At 68.2% G+C, this 19,230-nt stretch carries 22 protein-coding genes and 1 riboswitch; of the genes, 13 read left to right on the forward strand and 9 right to left on the reverse strand.

The features are described 5' to 3' along the window. Window positions 1-27 precede the first annotated feature (27 nt). The 9 genes from AB0E69_RS16050 (at window position 28) to AB0E69_RS16090 (ending at window position 6,504) form a co-directional block, all read left to right on the forward strand. Entirely contained in the window at window positions 28-975 is a 948-nt protein-coding gene (locus AB0E69_RS16050) for a DMT family transporter (RefSeq protein ID WP_360145254.1), read from the forward strand. Continuing rightward, complete coding sequence (locus AB0E69_RS16055; RefSeq protein ID WP_360145257.1) at window positions 968-1,381, forward strand: MarR family transcriptional regulator; 414 nt, start codon at window positions 968-970, stop codon at window positions 1,379-1,381. The genes AB0E69_RS16050 and AB0E69_RS16055 overlap by 8 nt, the downstream gene beginning before the upstream one ends. 1 nt (window position 1,382) lies before the next feature. Beyond that, on the forward strand, window positions 1,383-2,624 hold the full coding sequence (locus AB0E69_RS16060) for a glycoside hydrolase family 3 N-terminal domain-containing protein (protein ID WP_360145260.1): 1,242 nt from the start codon (window positions 1,383-1,385) through the stop codon (window positions 2,622-2,624). Continuing rightward, window positions 2,621-2,956: a DUF202 domain-containing protein gene (locus AB0E69_RS16065; RefSeq protein WP_360145263.1), complete on the forward strand. Its 336-nt coding sequence runs from the start codon at window positions 2,621-2,623 to the stop codon at window positions 2,954-2,956. Before AB0E69_RS16060 ends, AB0E69_RS16065 begins: the two co-directional genes overlap by 4 nt. Continuing rightward, window positions 2,953-3,261 (forward strand): DUF202 domain-containing protein, encoded by a 309-nt coding sequence (locus tag AB0E69_RS16070; protein WP_360145266.1) that lies wholly within the window; start codon window positions 2,953-2,955, stop codon window positions 3,259-3,261. Before AB0E69_RS16065 ends, AB0E69_RS16070 begins: the two co-directional genes overlap by 4 nt. 140 nt (window positions 3,262-3,401) lie before the next feature. Beyond that, window positions 3,402-4,034, forward strand: coding sequence for a DUF47 family protein (locus tag AB0E69_RS16075; protein WP_360145269.1), 633 nt, complete (start codon window positions 3,402-3,404; stop codon window positions 4,032-4,034). A gap of 2 nt (window positions 4,035-4,036) precedes the next feature. Next, window positions 4,037-5,035 carry an inorganic phosphate transporter gene (locus tag AB0E69_RS16080; protein WP_360145272.1) on the forward strand — a complete coding sequence of 333 codons (999 nt, stop codon included), beginning with the start codon at window positions 4,037-4,039 and terminating at the stop codon, window positions 5,033-5,035. Window positions 5,036-5,120: 85 nt separating this feature from the next. Continuing rightward, window positions 5,121-6,257, forward strand: a complete 1,137-nt coding sequence (locus AB0E69_RS16085) for an inorganic phosphate transporter (protein ID WP_360145275.1) — start codon at window positions 5,121-5,123, stop codon at window positions 6,255-6,257. Between the two features lie 13 nt (window positions 6,258-6,270). Further along, window positions 6,271-6,504 carry a hypothetical protein gene (locus AB0E69_RS16090; RefSeq protein WP_360145277.1) on the forward strand — a complete coding sequence of 78 codons (234 nt, stop codon included), beginning with the start codon at window positions 6,271-6,273 and terminating at the stop codon, window positions 6,502-6,504. An 82-nt stretch (window positions 6,505-6,586) separates the two neighbouring features. Here the strand turns inward: AB0E69_RS16090 and AB0E69_RS16095 are convergent, their stop codons facing one another. After that, the gene (locus tag AB0E69_RS16095) at window positions 6,587-7,111 is read right to left on the reverse strand and encodes a hypothetical protein (RefSeq protein WP_360145280.1); all 525 of its coding nucleotides are present in this window, start codon (window positions 7,109-7,111) and stop codon (window positions 6,587-6,589) included. A gap of 129 nt (window positions 7,112-7,240) precedes the next feature. Further along, complete coding sequence (locus AB0E69_RS16100; protein ID WP_360145283.1) at window positions 7,241-7,993, reverse strand: lysophospholipid acyltransferase family protein; 753 nt, start codon at window positions 7,991-7,993, stop codon at window positions 7,241-7,243. Between the two features lie 40 nt (window positions 7,994-8,033). Continuing rightward, window positions 8,034-8,165, forward strand: a riboswitch (TPP riboswitch). Here AB0E69_RS16100 and thiC point away from each other — a divergent pair. The 3 genes from thiC to AB0E69_RS16115 all read left to right on the forward strand — a co-directional run bounded on the left by thiC (window position 8,157) and on the right by AB0E69_RS16115 (window position 11,205). Next, window positions 8,157-9,779 carry a phosphomethylpyrimidine synthase ThiC gene (thiC, locus tag AB0E69_RS16105; RefSeq protein WP_360145286.1) on the forward strand — a complete coding sequence of 541 codons (1,623 nt, stop codon included), beginning with the start codon at window positions 8,157-8,159 and terminating at the stop codon, window positions 9,777-9,779. (Overlaps the previous riboswitch by 9 nt.) A gap of 317 nt (window positions 9,780-10,096) precedes the next feature. Next, window positions 10,097-10,654 carry a transposase gene (locus AB0E69_RS16110; protein WP_360145289.1) on the forward strand — a complete coding sequence of 186 codons (558 nt, stop codon included), beginning with the start codon at window positions 10,097-10,099 and terminating at the stop codon, window positions 10,652-10,654. Beyond that, the gene (locus AB0E69_RS16115) at window positions 10,651-11,205 is read left to right on the forward strand and encodes a hypothetical protein (protein WP_360145292.1); all 555 of its coding nucleotides are present in this window, start codon (window positions 10,651-10,653) and stop codon (window positions 11,203-11,205) included. Before AB0E69_RS16110 ends, AB0E69_RS16115 begins: the two co-directional genes overlap by 4 nt. Window positions 11,206-12,106: 901 nt before the next feature. Here AB0E69_RS16115 and AB0E69_RS16120 read toward each other — a convergent pair. Continuing rightward, window positions 12,107-12,763, reverse strand: a complete 657-nt coding sequence (locus tag AB0E69_RS16120) for an RDD family protein (RefSeq protein WP_360145295.1) — start codon at window positions 12,761-12,763, stop codon at window positions 12,107-12,109. Window positions 12,764-12,877: 114 nt separating this feature from the next. Continuing rightward, window positions 12,878-13,642: an RDD family protein gene (locus tag AB0E69_RS16125; protein WP_360145298.1), complete on the reverse strand. Its 765-nt coding sequence runs from the start codon at window positions 13,640-13,642 to the stop codon at window positions 12,878-12,880. Window positions 13,643-13,748: 106 nt separating this feature from the next. Between AB0E69_RS16125 and AB0E69_RS16130 the strand changes: the two genes are divergently transcribed. Next, a complete protein-coding gene (locus AB0E69_RS16130) occupies window positions 13,749-14,189 on the forward strand; it encodes a DUF2752 domain-containing protein (RefSeq protein WP_360145301.1) in 441 nt (146 codons plus the stop codon). A 3-nt stretch (window positions 14,190-14,192) separates the two neighbouring features. Here AB0E69_RS16130 and AB0E69_RS16135 read toward each other — a convergent pair whose 3' ends face one another. The 5 genes from AB0E69_RS16135 to pstS all read right to left on the reverse strand — a co-directional run bounded on the left by AB0E69_RS16135 (window position 14,193) and on the right by pstS (window position 19,191). Then, window positions 14,193-14,819 carry a hypothetical protein gene (locus AB0E69_RS16135; RefSeq protein ID WP_360145304.1) on the reverse strand — a complete coding sequence of 209 codons (627 nt, stop codon included), beginning with the start codon at window positions 14,817-14,819 and terminating at the stop codon, window positions 14,193-14,195. Window positions 14,820-14,975: 156 nt separating this feature from the next. Then, a complete protein-coding gene (gene pstB, locus AB0E69_RS16140; protein ID WP_360145307.1) occupies window positions 14,976-15,752 on the reverse strand; it encodes a phosphate ABC transporter ATP-binding protein PstB in 777 nt (258 codons plus the stop codon). Between the two features lie 22 nt (window positions 15,753-15,774). Next, window positions 15,775-16,695: a phosphate ABC transporter permease PstA gene (gene pstA, locus AB0E69_RS16145; protein ID WP_360145310.1), complete on the reverse strand. Its 921-nt coding sequence runs from the start codon at window positions 16,693-16,695 to the stop codon at window positions 15,775-15,777. Next, window positions 16,692-17,936 (reverse strand): phosphate ABC transporter permease subunit PstC, encoded by a 1,245-nt coding sequence (gene pstC / locus AB0E69_RS16150; RefSeq protein ID WP_360145313.1) that lies wholly within the window; start codon window positions 17,934-17,936, stop codon window positions 16,692-16,694. The genes pstA and pstC overlap by 4 nt, the downstream gene beginning before the upstream one ends. Window positions 17,937-18,078: 142 nt before the next feature. Further along, window positions 18,079-19,191 carry a phosphate ABC transporter substrate-binding protein PstS gene (pstS, locus tag AB0E69_RS16155; protein WP_360145316.1) on the reverse strand — a complete coding sequence of 371 codons (1,113 nt, stop codon included), beginning with the start codon at window positions 19,189-19,191 and terminating at the stop codon, window positions 18,079-18,081. Between the last annotated feature and the right edge of the window lie 39 nt (window positions 19,192-19,230).

Genomic DNA, 19,230 nt, shown 5'->3' on the forward strand with positions numbered 1-19,230 from the left:
TACCGACCGGTGTGGTTACCTCGAGCCATGGTCCGTAGATTCGCCGCCGGAGCCGCCTTTGTCCTCTTCTGGAGCTGCGGCTTCATCGGCGCCCGCTGGGGCACGCAGTACACGAACGCCTTCGACCTGCTCGCCTGGCGTTTCCTCACCGCCGGCGTGCTCGCCGCGGTGATCCTGGCCGTCAGACGGCCCAGGATCTCGCGCCAGGACCTGGTGACGCAGGTGTCGATGGCAGTCCTGACGCAGTTCGTCTACCTGGGTCTGATCTTCGCCGGGATCGACCACGGCGTCAGCGCCGGCGTGACCGCACTCGTCGGCTCGCTCCAGCCACTGCTGATCGCGACCGTCGCCGGTCCGTTGCTCGGCGAACGGGTGAGCCGGCGTCAGTGGGTCGGGCTCGGCCTCGGCCTGACCGGGGTGGGCTTGGTCGTCGCCGACGATCTGAATGCCGGCCACGTCTCACCCTGGCTGTTCTTTCTGCCGATCGCGGGTCTGCTCGGCCTCGTCGCCGGCACGTGTCTCGAGCGCTACCGACAGCCCAGGACCAGCTCGCTCGACGCACTGGCTGTGCAGAGCCTGACCTCTGCGGTCCTGTTCACTGCACTGGCCACGACAACGCACCGCATGACCGTCCCGGAGCAGCCCGGCTTCTACGGTGCAGTCCTTTGGCTCGTGCTCCTGGCCACGGGTGGTGGCTGGGGGCTGTACCTGGTCAACCTGCGTCTGTCGGGTGCGACGAGGATCAGCTCGCTGCTCTACCTCGTCCCGCCGACGACGATGGTGTTCGCGTACGTCGGCTTCCACGAGACCATCGGCGCCCTCGCCGTGGTCGGCATGCTCGTGTGCGCGGCCGCCGTACTGCTGATCAGGGTCGGCCAACCAGTACGCTGCGGGAATGGCGGAGACCCGGTGGCTGGACCAGCGAGAGCAACAGGCCTGGCGCGCGTACATCGCAGCCCAGCGAGTAGTGAGTAGCCGCATCGAGCAGCAGCTCCAACGTGACGCCGGCATCCCGCACACGTACTACGAGATCCTCGTCCGGCTGTCCGACGCACCGGCCAACCGGCTGCGGATGAGCGAGCTCGCGGTCGCCACCCAAGGCTCGCGCAGCCGGCTGTCGCACGCGGTCAACCGGCTCGAGCAGAACGGTTGGGTCAAGCGCGAGGGCATCGAGTCCGACCGCCGCGGCCAGGTCGCGATCCTGACCGAGCTCGGCCGGCAGAAGCTCGTCGACACCGCGCCCGGCCACGTCGAGGAGGTCCGCAAGTCGATCTTCGACGCACTGAGCGAGGAACAGGTCGAGGCGCTGTACGACGTCTGTTCCACGCTCGCCAGGCACTTGGGTGACACGGTCGACCGTGCGGCGTGGGAGCGTAGCTGACGTGAGACGCCCTGTGGCGGTCGTGGCGCTGACCGCACTGGTAGTCGCGGGCTGCAGCGGCAACGACTCCCCGCCGACTGCGGGCCCCAGCACAGCCCCGTCGTCCTCGGTGCCGATCACCCCGACCGAGCAGCCCAGCACCTCCGAGGACACCCCCAGTGAAACGCCTACGCCCACACCGACGCCGAGCAACACACCAGCACCGAACTGCGTCGACCAGAAGCTCCAGACACTGACCCTGCGCGAGCAGGCCGCCCAGCTGATCATGACCGGCATCAGCGCGTCCGGCATGACCTCGGCCGAGCGCTCCGTCGTCCAGAAGCAGCGCCCCGGCAGCGTCTTCCTGCTTGGCTCCAGCGGTAGCCAGGAACACACCCGTGCGGCGATGGCGTCGGTCACCAGTGCGGCGACGGTCAACGGCATCCGTCCACTGATCGCAGCGGATCAGGAAGGCGGCCAGATCCAGCGTCTGAAGGGCGCCGGCTTCGACCGCATCCCGGCCCCGACGACGCAGGGTATGTGGTCCAGCGCCAAGCTGACCGCACGCGCGCAGCTGTGGGGGAGTCAGCTCAAGCAGGCGGGCATCAACGTCGACCTCGCACCCGTGGCCGACGTCGTACCCAACTCGCTGAAGTCGCAGAACGCACCGATCGGCAAGCTGGACCGCGAGTACGGCAACACGCCGGGAGACGCCGCTCAGGGCGTAGGCGCGTTCGTGACGGGCATGCGCCAGGCAGGGGTGATGACGTCGGTCAAGCACTTCCCCGGACTCGGGCGGGTGCGGGGCAACACCGACTTCTCGTCCGGCGTCGTCGACACGATCACGGTCCGCGGTGACGCCTACCTGCAGCCGTTCGCCGACGGGATCAAGGCCGGTACCGCGATGGTGATGGTCTCCACCGTCACGTACACCAAGATCGACCCGAAGAACCGGGCGATCTTCTCGCCGACCGTGATCCAGGGCATGGTCCGCGGCGACCTCGGCTGGCGTGGCGTGGTGATCACGGACGACGTTGGTGCCGCGGCTGAGGTGGCGTCCGTACCAGTGGGCGACCGGGCGACCCGGTTCGTCGCGGCCGGCGGCGACATCGTGATCAACGCCAAGGCCGGGCTGACCGCGACCATGGTCAACGCACTGGTCGCCAAGGCACAGCAGGACAAGGCGTTCGCCGCCAAGCTGACCAGTAGCGTGCAGCGGGTGCTGACACTGAAGCAGGAACACGGCCTGGTGACCTGCGGATGACCGAGGAGCAGGAGCCCGACTACCGGTTCACTCTGGCGAACGAGCGGACCTACCTGGCCTACCTGCGGACCTCGCTGGCCTGCTACGCGGGCGGACTGTCCGCCGTGCAGTTCCTGGACCTCGGACCGGACCGGTGGCCGGCCAGGATCATCGGCATCGTGCTCGTCTGCGCCGGAATCGCCACCACGGCAGGAGCTTTTCGCCGCTGGCAGCAGAACCTGACCGCGATCCGGCGCGGCGGCGCGCTGCCGGTGACGCGGCTGCCGTTGATGCTGGGGGCAACCATCGCCACGGTCGGTCTGATCGGCCTGGTTTTCTCACTGTGGCGATGAGCACACCGGACCCGGGCCGCCAGCCGGAGCGGACGCTGCTCGCGTGGCGCCGTACCGCGCTCGGTCTGATCGCCAACGGCGCCCTGCTGGTTGCTTCCGGCCACGGTACTTCGGACGTCCGCACCGGCCTCGGAATCGTCGTCCTTGTGCTGTCCCTCGCCTGCTGGGCCGCTGTCAGCGCCGTCTACCGCCGGACCCGGGGCGGCGCGATCCATGCCCTCGGCCACGATCACGTACTCCGGGTGGCGGCCGGTCTGGTGCTGGTCGTCGGACTCTTCGACCTGTACGCCGTGATTACGCGCTGAAATCGTTCGATTACCAAAAGCACAACGTCGTACTGACCAATTCATCACGACGCGATACGTTGACCCGGGCGGATGCCGCGTCAACCGGTTGTCCCCTCTAGCATGTTCACGGTTTGTCCCTCGTTCACCCGGAGATTGAAGTGCCGTTACGTCTGCGTCCGAACGACCCGACGTTCTACGACCTTTTCACCGAGGCCGCCAACCACCTCGTGGACGGTTCCCGGATCCTCGCCGAGCTGCTCGGCAGCGCGGCCGGTACCGGCCTGGCCTCGAGCCACCAGATCGCCGCCCAGATGAAGGACGCGGAGCACGCGGCCGACGAGACCACCCACTCGATCATCCGCCGGGTGAACTCGACCTTCGTCACCCCGTTCGACCGGGAGGACATCTACCGGCTGGCCTCCGCCCTCGACGACGTCATGGACTTCATGGAGGAGGCCGTCGACTCGGTCCACCTGTTCAAGCTGGACCACCTGCCGGAGGAGATCGCCGAGCAGATCGAAGTACTCCAGCGGGCGGCCCGGCTGACCGCCGACACCATGCCCCGGCTGCGCACGATGAAGGATCTGGCCGAGTACTGGATCGAGATCAACCGGCTGGAGAACACCGGCGACGCGGTGCACCGGCGGCTGATCGCCAAGCTGTTCAGCGGCGAGTACGACGCGCTGACGGTGATGAAGGTGAAGACCGTGGTCGATCTGCTCGAGGCCGCGATCGACGCGTTCGAGTCCGTCGCCAACACGGTCGAGCAGATCGCCGTCAAGGAGAGCTGAGCGTGGAGTTCACGCTCGTCATCGCCGTCGTCGTCATCGCGCTGGCCTTCGACTACACCAACGGCTTCCACGACGCCGCCAACGCGATCGCGACCTCGGTCTCCACCCGGGCGCTGACCCCGCGGGTGGCGCTCGCGATGGCAGCGATCTTCAACTTCCTCGGCGCGCTGGCCGGCACCGAGGTGGCCGAGACCGTCGGCAAGGGCATCATCAGCGCACCGGCCGGCCAGCACGGGCTGGTGATCGTGATCGCGGCGCTGATCGGTGCGATCACCTGGAACCTGATCACCTGGTACTTCGGCCTGCCCAGCTCCTCGTCGCACGCGCTGATCGGCGGCCTGGTCGGCGCCGGACTGGCGTCCAGCAGCGTGGTGCTGTGGTCGGGCATCGTCGACAAGGTCGTCATCCCGATGGTGCTGTCGCCCGCGGTCGGGTTCGCCGGCGCGTTCCTGCTGATGCTGGCGATCCTCTGGGTGTTCCGGAACCGGAACCCCGGCCGGACGACGCGCGGCTTCCGGATGGCGCAGTCGCTGTCGGCCGCGGCGATGGCACTCGGGCACGGCCTCCAGGACGCGCAGAAGACGATGGGCGTGATCTTCCTGGCCCTGCTCACCACCGGTCACGCCGACAAGGCCGACGGCATCCCGCTCTGGGTGAAGATCTCAGCGGCGACCGCGATCTCGCTCGGCACCTACTCCGGTGGCTGGCGGATCATGCGGACCCTCGGCCGCCGGATCATCCACCTGGACCCGGCGCGCGGCTTCGCCTCCGAGGTGGTCGCCGCGGCCGTCCTGTACGTGATGGCCATCGCGCTGCACGCGCCGGTCTCGACGACGCACACCATCACTTCGGCGGTGATGGGAGCGGGTGCGACCAAGCGTTTGTCCGCGGTCCGCTGGGGGGTCGCGAAGGGCATCGTCACCGCGTGGGTGCTGACCATTCCGGCCGCCGGCCTGGTCGCTGCCGGTTGTTACGTACTTGCCCACCTGATCTTGGAGTAACTGCCGAACCGGTTCATTCAGAATTCACTCACCGGGCCTACGGTCGATCGACGCTGTAGACCGTCCGCCTAGGGAAGTGATCCTGATGGACCTGTCCTTCCTCGTCGTCGTGGTCGTCATCACCGCGTTGGTGTTCGACTTCACCAACGGGTTCCACGACACGGCCAACGCGATGGCGACCTCGATCGCCACCGGTGCGCTCAGACCGAAGGTCGCGGTGGCGGTCTCCGCCGTGCTGAACCTGGTCGGCGCGTTCATCTCGACGGAGGTGGCCAAGACGATCTCGAGCGGCATCGTCGACGACACCAAGGTGACCGTGCCGGTGATCTTCGGCGGCCTGGTCGGCGCCGTGCTGTGGAACCTGATGACCTGGTACGTCGGTCTTCCGAGCTCCTCGTCGCACGCGCTCTTCGGCGGCCTGATCGGTGCCACCTGGATCGCCTCCGGCAGCGGCGCCGTGCACTTCGGCACGGTCGTCCAGAAGATCATCATCCCGGCCGTCGCGGCGCCGATCGTGGCCGGCGTGGTCGCGCTGCTCGGCACCTACCTCGCTTACACGATCACCCGGCGGTCCCGGCAGGGCACGGTCAAGGAGGGCTTCCGGCTCGGCCAGATCGCGTCCGCCTCGCTGGTCTCGCTGGCCCACGGCACGGGTGACGCGCAGAAGACGATGGGTGTCATCACGCTGGTGCTGATCACCTCCGGCAGCCTGGCCTCGGGCTCGAAGCCGCCGCTCTGGGTCATCCTGGCAGCCGGTCTGGCGATCGCCGCCGGTACCTACCTGGGTGGCTGGCGGATCATCCGGACCATGGGCAAGGGCCTGGCCGAGATCGAGTCGCCGCAGGGCTTCGCCGCGGAGACCAGCTCGACTGCCGTGCTGCTGGCGTCGTCCCACCTCGGCTTCCCGCTGTCGACCACGCAGGTCTGCTCGGGCAGCATCCTCGGCGCCGGCCTTGGTAAGCGGCTGGCAGAGGTGCGCTGGACCGTCGCCGGCCGGATGGCCGTCGCCTGGCTGCTCACGCTGCCGGCCGCCGCTCTCGTCGGCGCGCTGTCCGGCCGGGTGGCCAACTCCGGCAACTGGGGCGTGGTGGTCATCGCGGTCCTCGCGGTCGCGATCGGCGGCGCCATCTACTGGGCCTCCCGGCGCAACTCGGTGACGTCGGACAACGTGAACGAGTACCCGACCACCACACCGGCCACCAGCCCGGCCGCGGCGGCCTGAGAGGAGCACGGCAATGCACATCAAATGGGGTGCGCTCGGTGAGGTGGCGATCGTCAGCCTGCTCTTCGGAGTCGGCCTGGCCGTCCTGTTCTCGCTCGGCATCAGCGCGATGGCGCGGCGCGCGGTCGCGATCGACAACAACAAGCAGCCGTCGGTGATGGACACCGGCGTCGCGGCGCTCTGCTTCGCGGCCTGCTTCGCAGCGGTCCTCTACGGCCTCTACCTGATCATTCCGCAGTTCCACTGAGGTTCGCTGAGTTCCGCTAGGTTCCACTGCCGTAGCGGAGGTACGGCGGGGCAGTCTGGCGGCTGCCCCGCCGTACGGTCTTTCAGCGGTTCCAGCGCCGTACCGACTTGGCGACGTCCTTGGCGCGGATCGAGCCGAGGTTGTACTCCCACGCGGCCAGCAGGCGGTCGCCCAGCACCTCCGCGTCCAGGTAGGTCTTCGGCCGTACTGCGACCGCCCACGTCGCCGCGGCGGCGTGCCCCTGCTGGAAGAGCAGGTGGTTCACCGTCGCCTGGATCCGGCGCTCGTTCTCGCCCTCCAGGCCGTCCGAGGCCCACTCCTGCAGGATCGACGCGTCATCGGCGGTCATCCGGGCCAGGTAGGTCAGCGGACCGCGCCAGAAGCCCTTCGGGCCGATGGTGTCCAGGCTCTCCAGCGGGAACCAGCCGTTCTGGTGGCGCCGGCCGTTCACCGCGGACTCGATCTCACGCGCTCGGTCGATAGGAAGACCTCGGGTCGCCCAGTCGACGAAGAACGCGCCGGCATCGGGGAGATGCTCGGCGACGTGCGGCGCCACTGTCAGCGTGCCCGGGTCGAACAGGTGCAGTTCTTCCGGTGTATCGATCAAAATTGTTCCCCGCCCCGCCTGAGTCGGCGAGCCCGCCCGGCTCGCAACACAGGGACCCCCCAGGTTCCTGCTCCGTCAACGACTGCCTTAGTACCGTCGTACCCCCTTGGTGGTCAAGGTCTTGTCCGCTCAGCGCTGCGCGCGTTTCGCCGCCCGCCGGGCGAGTTCCTCCTGGTCGAGCCGCTCCGCTTCCTCGGGTGTCGGCGCGCCACCGCCGTACGCCGCCGGCAGCCACCACGCGCCGGCAGGCTGCTCCGGGTACGCGCGGATGGTCTCGTCGAGCATCCCGGCCATCGTCGTCCGGAGCTGTGCGGTCGCCTCGGTGGGATCGTCGTCAGCGGTGACCTTCATCGGCTCGCCGACGGTGATCGCGATCGTGCGATGCCGGGAGAAGTCCCGCGGATGGTCCTTGGTGAGCATCCGCTGGGTGCCCCACAGGATCATCGGGACGATCGGTACGCCGGCCTCCGCGGCCAGCCGGACCGTGCCGGACTTGAACTCCTTCAGCTCGAACGAGCGGCTGATCGTCGCCTCCGGGAACACCCCGACCACCTCACCGGCGGCGAGGTACTCCAGGGCCTGCTGGTACGACGCGGCGCCCGCCTCCCGGTCCACCGGGATGTGGTGCATGCCGCGCATCAGCGGACCGGAGTACCGGTTGCGGAAGAGCGAGTCCTTGGCCATGAAGCGGACCAGCCGCTTGCTCGGCAGCGCGCCGTATCCGCCGAGGATGAAGTCGACGTAGCTGATGTGGTTGAGGGCGATCACCGCGCCACCAGTCCGCGGTACGTGCTCGGTCCCGGTCATCCGGAGCCGCAGGTCCAGCACCTTGAACGCGGTCCTCGCGAACGCGACGACGGGCGGGTACACGAGATCTCGCATGCCCCGAACCTATCGGCTTCGTCTAGGGTGTCCAGTGACAACTTGAGATCGCGGGAGCTCGCACCGTAGTGGGCTGAGAGGGCGGCTGGACCAGGAATCGCACCTGGCCGGCGCCGCCGACCGCCGAACCTGTCCGGGTAATTCCGGCGTAGGGAGCACCAGCATGGTGAATGTCAGCACGATTCGTCCGGCCGTCACCACCGGCCCGATCTCGGGCTCGGAGAAGATCTACCGCGGGGAGCTGGACGTACCGGCCCGCCGGGTGCATCTGACCAACGGCGAGCACTTCGACCTCTACGACACGTCGGGTGTGTACACCGACGCGGCCGCGGAGATCGACCTGCAGGCCGGCCTGCCGGCCTTGCGGCGGGCCTGGATCGACGGCCGCGAGCCGCGGACCCAGCTCGGGTACGCGCGCGCCGGGGTGGTGACCGAGGAGATGAGGTACGTCGCCGTCCGCGAGGGCGTCGACCCGGAGTTCGTCCGGTCGGAGGTGGCGCGCGGCCGCGCAATCATCCCGGCGAACCGGCGGCACCCGGAGAGCGAACCGATGATCATCGGGAAGAAGTTCCTGGTGAAGGTGAACGCGAACATCGGCAACTCGGCCGTTTCGTCGTCGATCGAGGAAGAGGTCGAGAAGCTGGTCTGGGCGACCCGGTGGGGCGCGGACACGGTGATGGACCTGTCCACCGGCAAGAACATCCACGAGACGCGCGAGTGGATCCTGCGCAACTCACCGGTGCCGATCGGGACGGTTCCGCTGTACCAGGCGCTGGAGAAGGTGAAGGGCGATCCGGCCGAGCTGTCCTGGGAGGTGTACCGCGACACGGTGATCGAGCAGTGCGAGCAGGGTGTGGACTACATGACCGTGCATGCCGGCGTACTGCTGCGGTACGTGCCGCTGACCGCGCGGCGGATCACCGGGATCGTGTCGCGGGGCGGGTCGATCATGGCGGCCTGGTGTCTCGCGCACCATCAGGAATCGTTCCTGTACACGCATTTCGCGGAGCTGTGCGCCATCCTGCGGGAGTACGACGTGACGTTCTCGCTGGGCGACGGGCTGCGGCCGGGGTGCATCGCGGATGCGAACGACGCGGCGCAGTTCGCCGAGCTGCGCACGTTGGGAGAGCTGACCCGGGTGGCCTGGGAGCACGACGTACAGGTGATGATCGAGGGTCCGGGGCACGTGCCGATGCACAAGATCGCGGAGAACGTGCAGCTCGAGGAGGAGCTGTGCGGGGAGGCGCCGTTCTACACTTTGGGGCCGTTGGCAACCGATGTGGCACCGGCGTACGACCACATCACGTCGGCGATCGGCGCGGCGCAGATCGGCTGGCTGGGTACGGCGATGCTCTGCTACGTCACGCCGAAGGAGCATCTCGGGCTGCCGGACCGCGACGACGTCAAGACCGGCGTGATCACGTACAAGATCGCTGCCCACGCGGCCGATCTGGCCAAGGGGCACCCGGGCGCGCAGGACTGGGACGACGCGTTGTCGAGGGCAAGGTTCGAGTTCCGCTGGGAGGACCAGTTCAACCTGTCGCTGGACCCGGACACGGCGCGGTCCTTCCACGACGAGACGCTGCCGGCCGAGCCCGCGAAGACGGCACACTTCTGCTCGATGTGCGGGCCGAAGTTCTGCTCGATGCGGATCACGGCTGATGTCCGCGCGTACGCCGAGGAGCACGGGCTGACCTCGACCGAGGCGATCGAGGCCGGGTTCGCCGAGATGTCGGAGACGTTCAAGGCCGCGGACAGCAAGTTGTACCTGCCGTTGGCCGAGTGAGATTTCGGTCCTCCCGGCAGGCTGAGGTGTCTGCCGGGAGGGTCTCACGCGTTGACTCTCGGTGAAGCCGCGGCATGCGTCGAGATGCCGGGCCGGCTGGTTTGAGCGGAAAATTGGAGGATCGGCGGCCACCGGGGCGATCACTGGGAGTGATCGGCTGAACCGATTCAGGTTTTATCCTTCACTCAGCGTGAATAAGACTGTAGCCTTAAGACCGGTGAACTTCTCTGGTCCGGAAGCTCGGAGTCCGGAAGTTCGGAAGGATGGTGGCGGTGATGGTCTTCGTTCTCACGGTAGATCAGCGCGGCAGCCGAAGCATGAGCGATCTCGTACCCGAGCTGCTGAACTCCCTGAACCGCCGGCCGCGGCGGCCCGGACTGCTCCGGAAGTTCGAGCGGACCGCCGGGGACGAGGTGCAGGGTGTGCTTTCCGAGGCCCGCCCGACCGTCGACGTCATCGTCGAGCTGCTCCGCTCGGACAGCTGGTACGTCGGACTTGGCGTCGGAGCGGTCGCGCAGCCGCTGCCTCGCAGTACCCGAGCTGGGAACGGGGATGCCTTCGTGTTCGCGCGGGAGGCGGTCACGCGTGCCAAGTCGAGCCCGCACCATGTGAACGTGGTCGGGACGGACGCCCGGGTCGCGGAGCAGGTGGAGACCGTGCTGTGGCTGATGGCGTCGATCCTGCGTCGCCGCAGCGAGCGCGGTTGGGCAGTAGCCGACCTGCTGTCCGAAGGGCTCTCCAGGCGAGAGATCGGCGTCAAACTGGGCATCAGTCAGTCCGCGGTCACCCAGCGAGCCCAAGCCGCCGGCTACACCGAAGAACAACGCGGCCGAGTCTTGGCCGCGGCACTCCTCGAGCCCGGGGCGGCTGCGTGACGGCACTTGTGCTGTCGTTGACGGCGGCTGGTTTGGTGCTGGCTGTGCTGGCGTGGGTGCCGCGATCTGGTTCCACTCTGGAGATCGTGCTTTGCGGACTGATGCTCGGGTGCCTGGCCGCTGTCGGGGTGCTGCTGCTGGCCGGGCATGGCGTGGTCGGCTGGCCCGAGCGCTGGTGGAACGTGCTGTTGCTGCTCTCCGGCGGCCTCGCACTGACCGGCGGCGGACCACTCACCACGTCTGTGCTGGCGCTGGTAGACCGAGGCAACACGCGAGCCCAGTCCACGCAGAAAGCCGGCGAGGTACTGCGTGGCGGCGCCCTCATCGGCGCACTCGAGCGAGCCGCCATCTACGCCGCCCTCGTCGCCGGCTGGCCCGAGGGCATCGCTGTCGTCCTCGCCATCAAAGGCCTGGCCCGCTACCCGGAGCTCCGCAGCCCCGACCAACCAGCCTCCGTCACCCCCCAAGCCGTCGCCGAACGCTTCATCATCGGCACCTTCACCAGCGTCCTCTGGTCCGTAACCTGCGCCGGCTTCCTCCTCTCGCGCTAGCTCGTACTGGGTCCGTCCCACGCGTGCTCCGCGGCCACTCCGTCGTCGCTCCGCTCCTCCTACGCGACCACTACGCGAGCTCCCGCCCACCCTCCGGCTTAGCGCCGGCATGCTGCCAGCTGCCGCTGGCGAGTTGCGGGCTGCCGCCCGCGGGTGACAGCTGCGGGCTGGCTCACTACCCCTCGTACTGCTGGTGAGTGGTGCTGCTGGTAGTCCCATCGCGGTGCTACGCACGGCTCCTTCGTCGCCGTGCTACGCGCCGCCCCACCCACCCCGTTGTTCGGGGCGGGCGCGCCCCGGTATTCCCGGCGAGTGCCGGGGCTCGCTCGCTGTGCTCGCGGAGTTGCTCGCTTCGCTCGCTGGTTGCGAGCTGCCGCTCGCGGGTCACTACCGCGGGCTGGCGTACCACTCGCCGTACTGCTGGTGATGGGCTGCGGTGGTTCGACTCAGTCTGGGGTGCGCGGGTGATCTTCGGAGATTAAGTGCCACCAGGTGGCATTTTTGTTCCGGAGATCTCACCGGGTGGAGGGAACTCGCGCGGATCGGCCACTCGCGTCGGACAAGATGGTGAGGGCGACTAGCCCGGGCTGGCGTACTACGCGCCGTACTGCTTGCGCATGGTGCTGCTGGTAGTCCCATCGCGTACTACGCACGGCTCCTTCGTCGTCGTGCTACGCGCCGCCCCACCCACCCTGCTTGTTCGGGGCGAGCGCCCCGGGGTTCCCGGCTGACTCCGCGGAGTTGCTCGCTGCGCTCGCGGGTGACAGCAGCGGGCTGGCGTTCGTTGTAAACGAACTACTGGTGCTGGCTGAGGTGGTGGTTCACTGTCGTCGGGCCAGAAGCAGCTGGACAGCTCCTCGTCGCAGTACACCGCCTCGACCGCCGGCTCAAAGGTTGGCCGTCAGGTGCGGATGACTATGTCGTTGACGGCCTTGTCGTGCCAGGTTTGCTGCTTGTCGTCCCAGAGGGGCCAGAGGACGTTCAGGAAGCAGAGTTGGTTGAAGATCTGGGCGCAGACTTCGCGGCCGAGGTTTCTGCCGAAGCCGATCAGTTGGCCGGTGGTTTGGTCGACGATGCGGAGGCCGGTGATCTTCTTGCCGAAGGACTGGCCGGTGCGGCCTTGGGTGATGATGCGGTTCCAGACCCAGACGAGGAAGGCGAGCAGGAAGCCGCCGACCATTGCCACTCCGCCGGCCGCGCCTAATTCGTCGCGGTTGCCGTTGATGGCCAGTGCCGCGATCACGCCGGCGACCGACGGGATCAGGGTGAGGAGCGAGTCGAGGAGTGATGCGCCGACTCGTATCGGCCAGTCGGCCAGGCGGCCCGGTGGGGCGTAGGAGAAACCGTCAGCACCTTGCCCATAAGGGTTGTACGCCCCCGGCCCCGAGTACTGCCCTGGCTGGCCGGGAGGAAACTGCCCGTACGGAACCTGCCCCGGCTGCCCAGGAGGCAACTGCCCCGGCCGGCCTGGCGGATACTGCCCAGGCTGACCCGGGGGGAACTGTCCAGGTTGCTGCCCGGGAGGGAACTGGCCCGGCTGGTCTGGAGGAGTGGTCACGGAGGATCCTCTCGGCGGCTGCGCAGGTCAGCACTGAGTATCGCCCACCGCCCCCGGCAAACAACCGAACGCCGCGACCCGAGCGGGGCCACGGCGTTCGGAAGAAGCTGCGGGTCAGAGCTTGATGACGTACGTGTTGTTGATCTTGTCCGCGAACGTCTGGCGCTTCTCGTCCCACAGCGGCCACAGGTAGCCGACGTAGCACGCGATGCTGTCGAGGAAGTGGGAGATCTGGCGGACGAACGCCTTGCCGGCGCCGATCGGCTGACCGGTGTCGGCGCCGACCAGCTTCAGGCCGACGGCCTGCTTGCCGATGGTCTGACCGGTGCTGCCCTGGCGGATGACGTGGTTCCAGATCGCCAGGCCGATCGCGATCAGGAAGAAGACCAGCGAGATCAGGCCGACTGAGCCACGGCCGCTGTTGAACGCGGCGCCGATGCCGTACGGGATGCCCACGATCACACCGTCGATCAGCGCGCCGCCGACCCGGACCGGCCACGTCGCGAGGTTGCCGGGAGTGCCGCCGTACCCGGGCTGACCGTACGGCGCCTGACCGTACTGACCGCCGTATGCACCGCCGAACTGCTGCCCCGGCTGGCCGTACTGACCCGGCTGCTGGGGATAGCCCGGCTGCTGACCGTACTGGCCCGGCTGACCGGGCTGCTGCGGGTACCCCGGCTGCTGGCCGTACCCGGGCTGCTGCCCGTAGCCCGGCTGCTGCTGGCCGCCGTACCCGGGCTGCTGGCCGTACTGACCGGGCTGCTGGCCCGGCTGACCGTACTGCCCCGGCTGTCCGGGCTGCTGCCCTGGCTGGCCGTACTGACCCGGTTGCTGTGGGTCCTGCGGGCCGTAACCCGGCGGTGGCGTCGGAGTGCTCACGACGATCCCTTCTACTGATTGCTAGGTGAGGAGTGAATTGCAGGCTAGTGGTCCGACGGCTCAGACCGGGCAGCGGATCCCCCCGATCGAGGGTTACCGTTGTCGCGTGAGCCTTGCGCAGAGCGTCGTACGCCGGCCGATCGGCCCAGTCCAGCCGCTGGACCGTAAGGTGCTGAACCTTACCTGGGTCGGCCTGGGTGGTTTCGCACTCGCCGGCGTCTACCAGCTGTCCGGTGGCACGATCGGCGTGCCCTGCATCCTGCACGCGACCACCGGGCTGAACTGCCCGCTCTGTGGCTCGACCCGGATGGCCGCGGCCCTGCTACGCGGCGATGTGGACGCCGCCTGGCACTTCAACCCGGTGGTGCTGGTGCTCGGACCGCTGATCGGTGTTGCCATCGGCTACCAACTGCTGGCCTGGGGGCTCGAGTCGGTCCGGCTGATCCGCCTGCCGCGGTTGACGATCAGCCCACGAGCGACGAACTGGCTGGTCAAGGGCCTGGTCGCCCTGCTGCTCGTGTACGGCGTCGCGCGCAACCTGAACTGACGGTCAGCTCTGGGCCAGCGCGCTGATGATGGAGAGCAGGATGCCGAGGCCGACCAGCGCGACGCCGCCGATCCAGGCGACCTTCGCCAGTGTGTCCGACTGCCCCTGCTCACGGAACTTGCTCTGGGCAATCAGCCCGAGCACGATCGAAGCCGGCGCACACAGCACGAGACAGACGATGCCGATGATCGCGAGCGTCTGACCGGCGTTGCTCTGCGGCTGGCCGTACCCGTAGCCCTGCTGCCCGTACTGGCCGTACTGCCCCGGCTGCTGACCGTACGGCTGCTGTCCGTACCCCGGCTGCTGCTGACCATAGCCAGGCTGTTGCCCGTACCCCGGCTGCTGCTGACCGTAAGGCTGCTGGCCGTACCCGGGCTGCTGCCCGTACTGCCCTGGCTGTCCCGGGTACTGCGGCTGCCCGTATTGCCCCGGCTGCCCCGGCTGCGACTGCCCGTACTGCCCCGGCTGCTGCTGACCGTACTGACCAGGCTGCTCCTGCCCGTACTGCGTGGGCTGTTCCGAGGCGCCGTACTGCGTCGGCTGTTCGCCCGGCGTCTCCGGGGTGTCCGGCGTGTCCTGCGGCCGGTTCGGGTCGTTCTCGTCGCCGGTGGGTGGCGTCGGAGTGCTCACCGCGGTTCCCTTCTGAAACGTCGAATCCTCGAAGGCTATCTTTTCGACAGGTTGCCGGTCACGCCCCCACTCCGATCCACCACCCCGGTCAGCAGAAACCGGCCGCCGCGATCTTCCGATCGCGGCGGCCGGCTGCGGTTCGCAGTACCGGACCGATCAGCCGAAGCGGCCAGTGATGTAGTCCTCGGTGGCCTTCTCCGTCGGGTTGGAGAAGATCTGCTTGGTCGGTGCCATCTCGATCAGCCGGCCGGGCTTGCCGGTCGCGGACAGGTTGAAGAACGCGGTCTGGTCCGAGACCCGGGCCGCCTGCTGCATGTTGTGCGTGACGATGACGACCGTGAACTGGTCCTTCAGCTTCTCGATCAGGTCCTCGATCGCCAGCGTCGAGATCGGGTCCAGGGCCGAGCACGGCTCGTCCATCAGGATCACCTCGGGCTCGACCGCGATCGCCCGGGCGATGCAGAGCCGCTGCTGCTGACCACCGGACAGGCCCGCGCCGGGCTTGTCCAGCCGGTCCTTGACCTCGTTCCACAGGTTGGCGCCCTTGAGCGACGCCTCGACCACCTCGGCGAGCTTCTTGCGGTCCTTGACCCCGTTCAGCCGCAGGCCGGACGCGACGTTGTCGAAGATCGACATCGTCGGGAACGGGTTCGGCCGCTGGAACACCATGCCGACCACGCGGCGGACGGCGACCGGGTCGACCCCGGAGCCGTACAGGTCCTGCTGGTCGAGCAGCACCTTGCCCTCAACGCGGGCGCCGGGGATCACCTCGTGCATCCGGTTCAGGGTCCGCAGGAAGGTGGACTTGCCGCAGCCGGACGGGCCGATGAACGCGGTGACGGATCGGGGCTCGACCGTCATCGACACGTCCTCGACGGCCTTGAAGTCGCCGTAGTAGACGTTGAGGCCGCTGACCTCGATGCGCTTAGCCATATCGACTCAGAACCTCTCGTGACTATTTCGACTTGATGGTGCTGAACCGGGCGATCAGCCGGGCCAGCAGGTTGAGGGCAAGAACCAGCAGGATCAGGGTCAGGGCGGTGGCCCAGACCCGGTTCTCCGCGGCCGGCAGTGCCATGTCGCCGCGGTCGTTGTTGATCATGGTCGGCAGCGCGCCCATGAACCCGGAGAACGGGTTGTAGTTGATCACCTTCGAGTAGCCGACCAGGATCAGCAGCGGCGCGGTCTCACCGATCACCCGGGCCAGGCCGAGCATCACGCCGGTGATGATGCCGCCGAACGCGGTCGGGACGACGATCTTCAGGATCGTCTTCCACTTCGGTACCCCGAGCGCGTACGACGCCTCGCGTAACTCGTCCGGTACCAGCTTCAGCATCTCCTCGGTGGAGCGCAGTACGACCGGCATCATCAGCAGCACCAGCGCCAGCGACACCGCGAAGCCGATCCGGTTGAAGCCGAGGATCGTGATCCAGATCGCGTAGACGAACAGCGCGGCGACGATCGACGGCACACCGGTGAGGATGTCGACCATGAAGCTGACGATCCGGGCGCCGCGGGTGCCCTTGCCGTACTCGATCAGGTAGACGGCGCCGAGGATGCCGAGCGGTACCGCGATGATCGCGGTGATCGCGGTCATGATCAGGCTGCCCATGATCGCGTGGTACGCGCCGCCACCCGCGTGCCGCGAGGTGATGCCGCGTTGCGACTGCGACCACCACTCCGCGTTGAGCAGCAGGTGGTAGCCCTTCGAGACCACCGTCCAGAGGATCCAGATCAGCGGGATCAGGGCGAGCACGAAGCAGATCGTGACCAGCACGGTCGCCAGCACGTTGCGGAAGGCACGAGAACCGGAGCGTCCGGTCAGGTCCAGGACCTTGGTGTTCTGGTCCGGACGGTCGGCGGCGAGCGTGGTCACGCGGCGGCTCCCTGCTTGACGGCCCGCGACCGGCGCGTCCTGCGCCGGGCGCCTGGCTCCGACCGCGCGACGATGATGCGGGCGGTCGAGTTGACGATGAAGGTGACGACGAACAGCACCAGGCCGGCGGCGATGAAGGCACCGGTCTTGGCCGGGGTGTCGAGCTCGGCGGCGCTGGAGGCGATCTTCGACGCGAACGTCTCGCCACCGGCGAAGATCGACGGGTCCCACGGGGCGATCGGGTTCGGCTGCGACAGGATGATCATCACCGCGACGGTCTCGCCGAGCGCGCGGCCGAGGCCGAGCATCGCGGCGCTGGTCACGCCGGAGCGCCCGTACGGCAGCACCGCCATCCGGATCATCTCCCACTTGGTGGAGCCCAGCGCCAGCGCGCCCTCGCGGTGCGCGATCGGCGTCTGCGCGAAGATCTCCCGGCTGATCGCGGTGATCACCGGCAGGATCATGATCGCCAGCACGACGCCGGCGGTGAAGACCGTGCCGCGGTCGGCGTTCGCCGCTTCCTTGAAGACCGGGATCCAGCCCAGCACCTTGGAGATCGCGTGCGACACCGGCTGGATCACCGGCGCGAAGAACACGATCCCCCAGAGCCCGTAGATGATCGACGGTACGGCGGCCAGCAGGTCGACGACCGACGCGACCGGACGGGCCAGCCGGCGCGGAGCGTAGTACGTGATGTAGAGCGCGACGCCGACCGCGATCGGGACCGCGACGGCCATCGCGATGATCGAGCTGACCAGGGTCGTGTAGAACAGGGCCGCGATCCCGAACTGCGGGTGGTCACCACCGGGCAGCCAGATGCGGGAGAAGAGGAAGTTGCTCTCGTCGTCGGCGAGCGCCGGGATCGCCAGCGCCAGCAGGAAGATGCCGACGAACGCGACGATCAGGACCACGACGCCGCCGGAGCCGCGGGCCAGCCCGCTGAACAGCCGGTCACCGAGGTGGCCGACCGCGCCCAGCTCGAGCTTGGCACCGGTCTCGGCCGGCGCCGCCGGGGCAGCGACGGTCTCCACGGCCGCCTCGTGCTCCGCGTGTTCCTCGGCCAGACCACCGAACCGCGGGGCCGGCCCGCTGTCCTCGTGGACGAGGTCCTCGATCCTCGGCTCGGTCGAGTCCGCGGCCACCTGGTCCGCGGCCGCACCCTCCCGCCGCGTGGCGGCTTCCTGCTCGGCGGGCTCGCCGTTCGGCCGGCCGGGCGGTTCCGTGCCGTCTGGACTACTCATCGATGGTGCTCCAAGCGCCTGAGTCGTGGTGTCGTCGCATTGGTCTCACGTTGGCTGTCACGTTGGTGTGTCACGAGGCGAGCCCCGGCCGTCCTCCGAAGAATCGGACCGGCCGGGGCTCGCATCAGTTACTGCTTCGCGATCAGCTGATGGCCTGGATCGCGGCGTCGACCTTCGACTGGATCTCAGCCGGCAGCGGCGCGTAGTTCAGGTCGGTCAGCGAGGCCTGGCCGTCCTTGCTGACGAAGTAGCTCAGGAAGCTCTTCACCAGCGCGGTCTTCTCGGCCGGGAGGCCCTTGGTGCAGGCGATCTCGTAGGTGACCAGGATGATCGGGTACGCACCCGGCGCCTTGGTCGCGTAGTCCAGCTTCAGGGCCAGGTCCGAACCCGTGCCGGCCGGCTTCGCGGCGGCCAGGGCCTTACCGGCGGAGTCGGCGGACAGCTCGACCGGGGTGCCCGAACCGTTGTCGATCTGGGCGATGCCGAGCTTGTTGTCGACGGCGTACGACCACTCGACGTAGGTGACCGAGTTCTTCGTGGTCTTCACACCGTCGGCGACACCCGCGGACTTCTCCTTGCCCGCGCCGGTACCGGTCCACTTCTTCGCCGGCTCACCGGTCCAGGCGCCGCCACCGGCGGCCTTCAGGTACTTGGTGAAGTTCTCCGTGGTGCCGGACTCGTCCGAGCGGAAGAACACCGAGATCGGGGCCGACGGGAGCTTGGCGCCCGCGTTCAGCTTGGCGATCGCCGGGTCGTTCCAGGTCTTGATGGTGCCCTGGAAGATCTTCGCGGTGGTCGGGCCGTCGAGGACCAGCTTGTCGACACCGTCGAGGTTGTACGCGACCGCGATCGGGCCGATCACCATCGGCAGGTCGATCGCCGGGTTGTTCGCGCAGCGGGTGGTGGCCGCGGCCACCTCCGGCGGCTTCAGCGCCGAGTCGGAGCCGGCGAAGTCAACCTGGCTTGCGTTGAACTGCTTGACGCCCGCACCGGAACCGGTCGGGTTGTAGTTCACCGTGACGTCGGCGCACTTCTCGTTGTACTTGCTGATGACTTCGTCGATGGCGTTCTTCTGCGCCGAGGAGCCCTCGGCGTTCAGAGTGCCCTTCGGGCAGTCGGCGCCGGCCGAGGAGGTGGTGCTCCCCGGGCTGGAGGAACCGGACGGCTCCGGGTCACTGCCACAGGCGCTCAGGGCGAGGACGCCGAGGGTTACCACGGCGACGGAGCCGACGCGGAGCAGGCGATTGACGGACACGAGAATGTTGCCCTTCTGCGGGAATCAGACTTCAGAACT

The organism is Kribbella sp. NPDC026611 (assembly GCF_040638345.1).
GTDB lineage: Bacteria > Actinomycetota > Actinomycetes > Propionibacteriales > Kribbellaceae > Kribbella.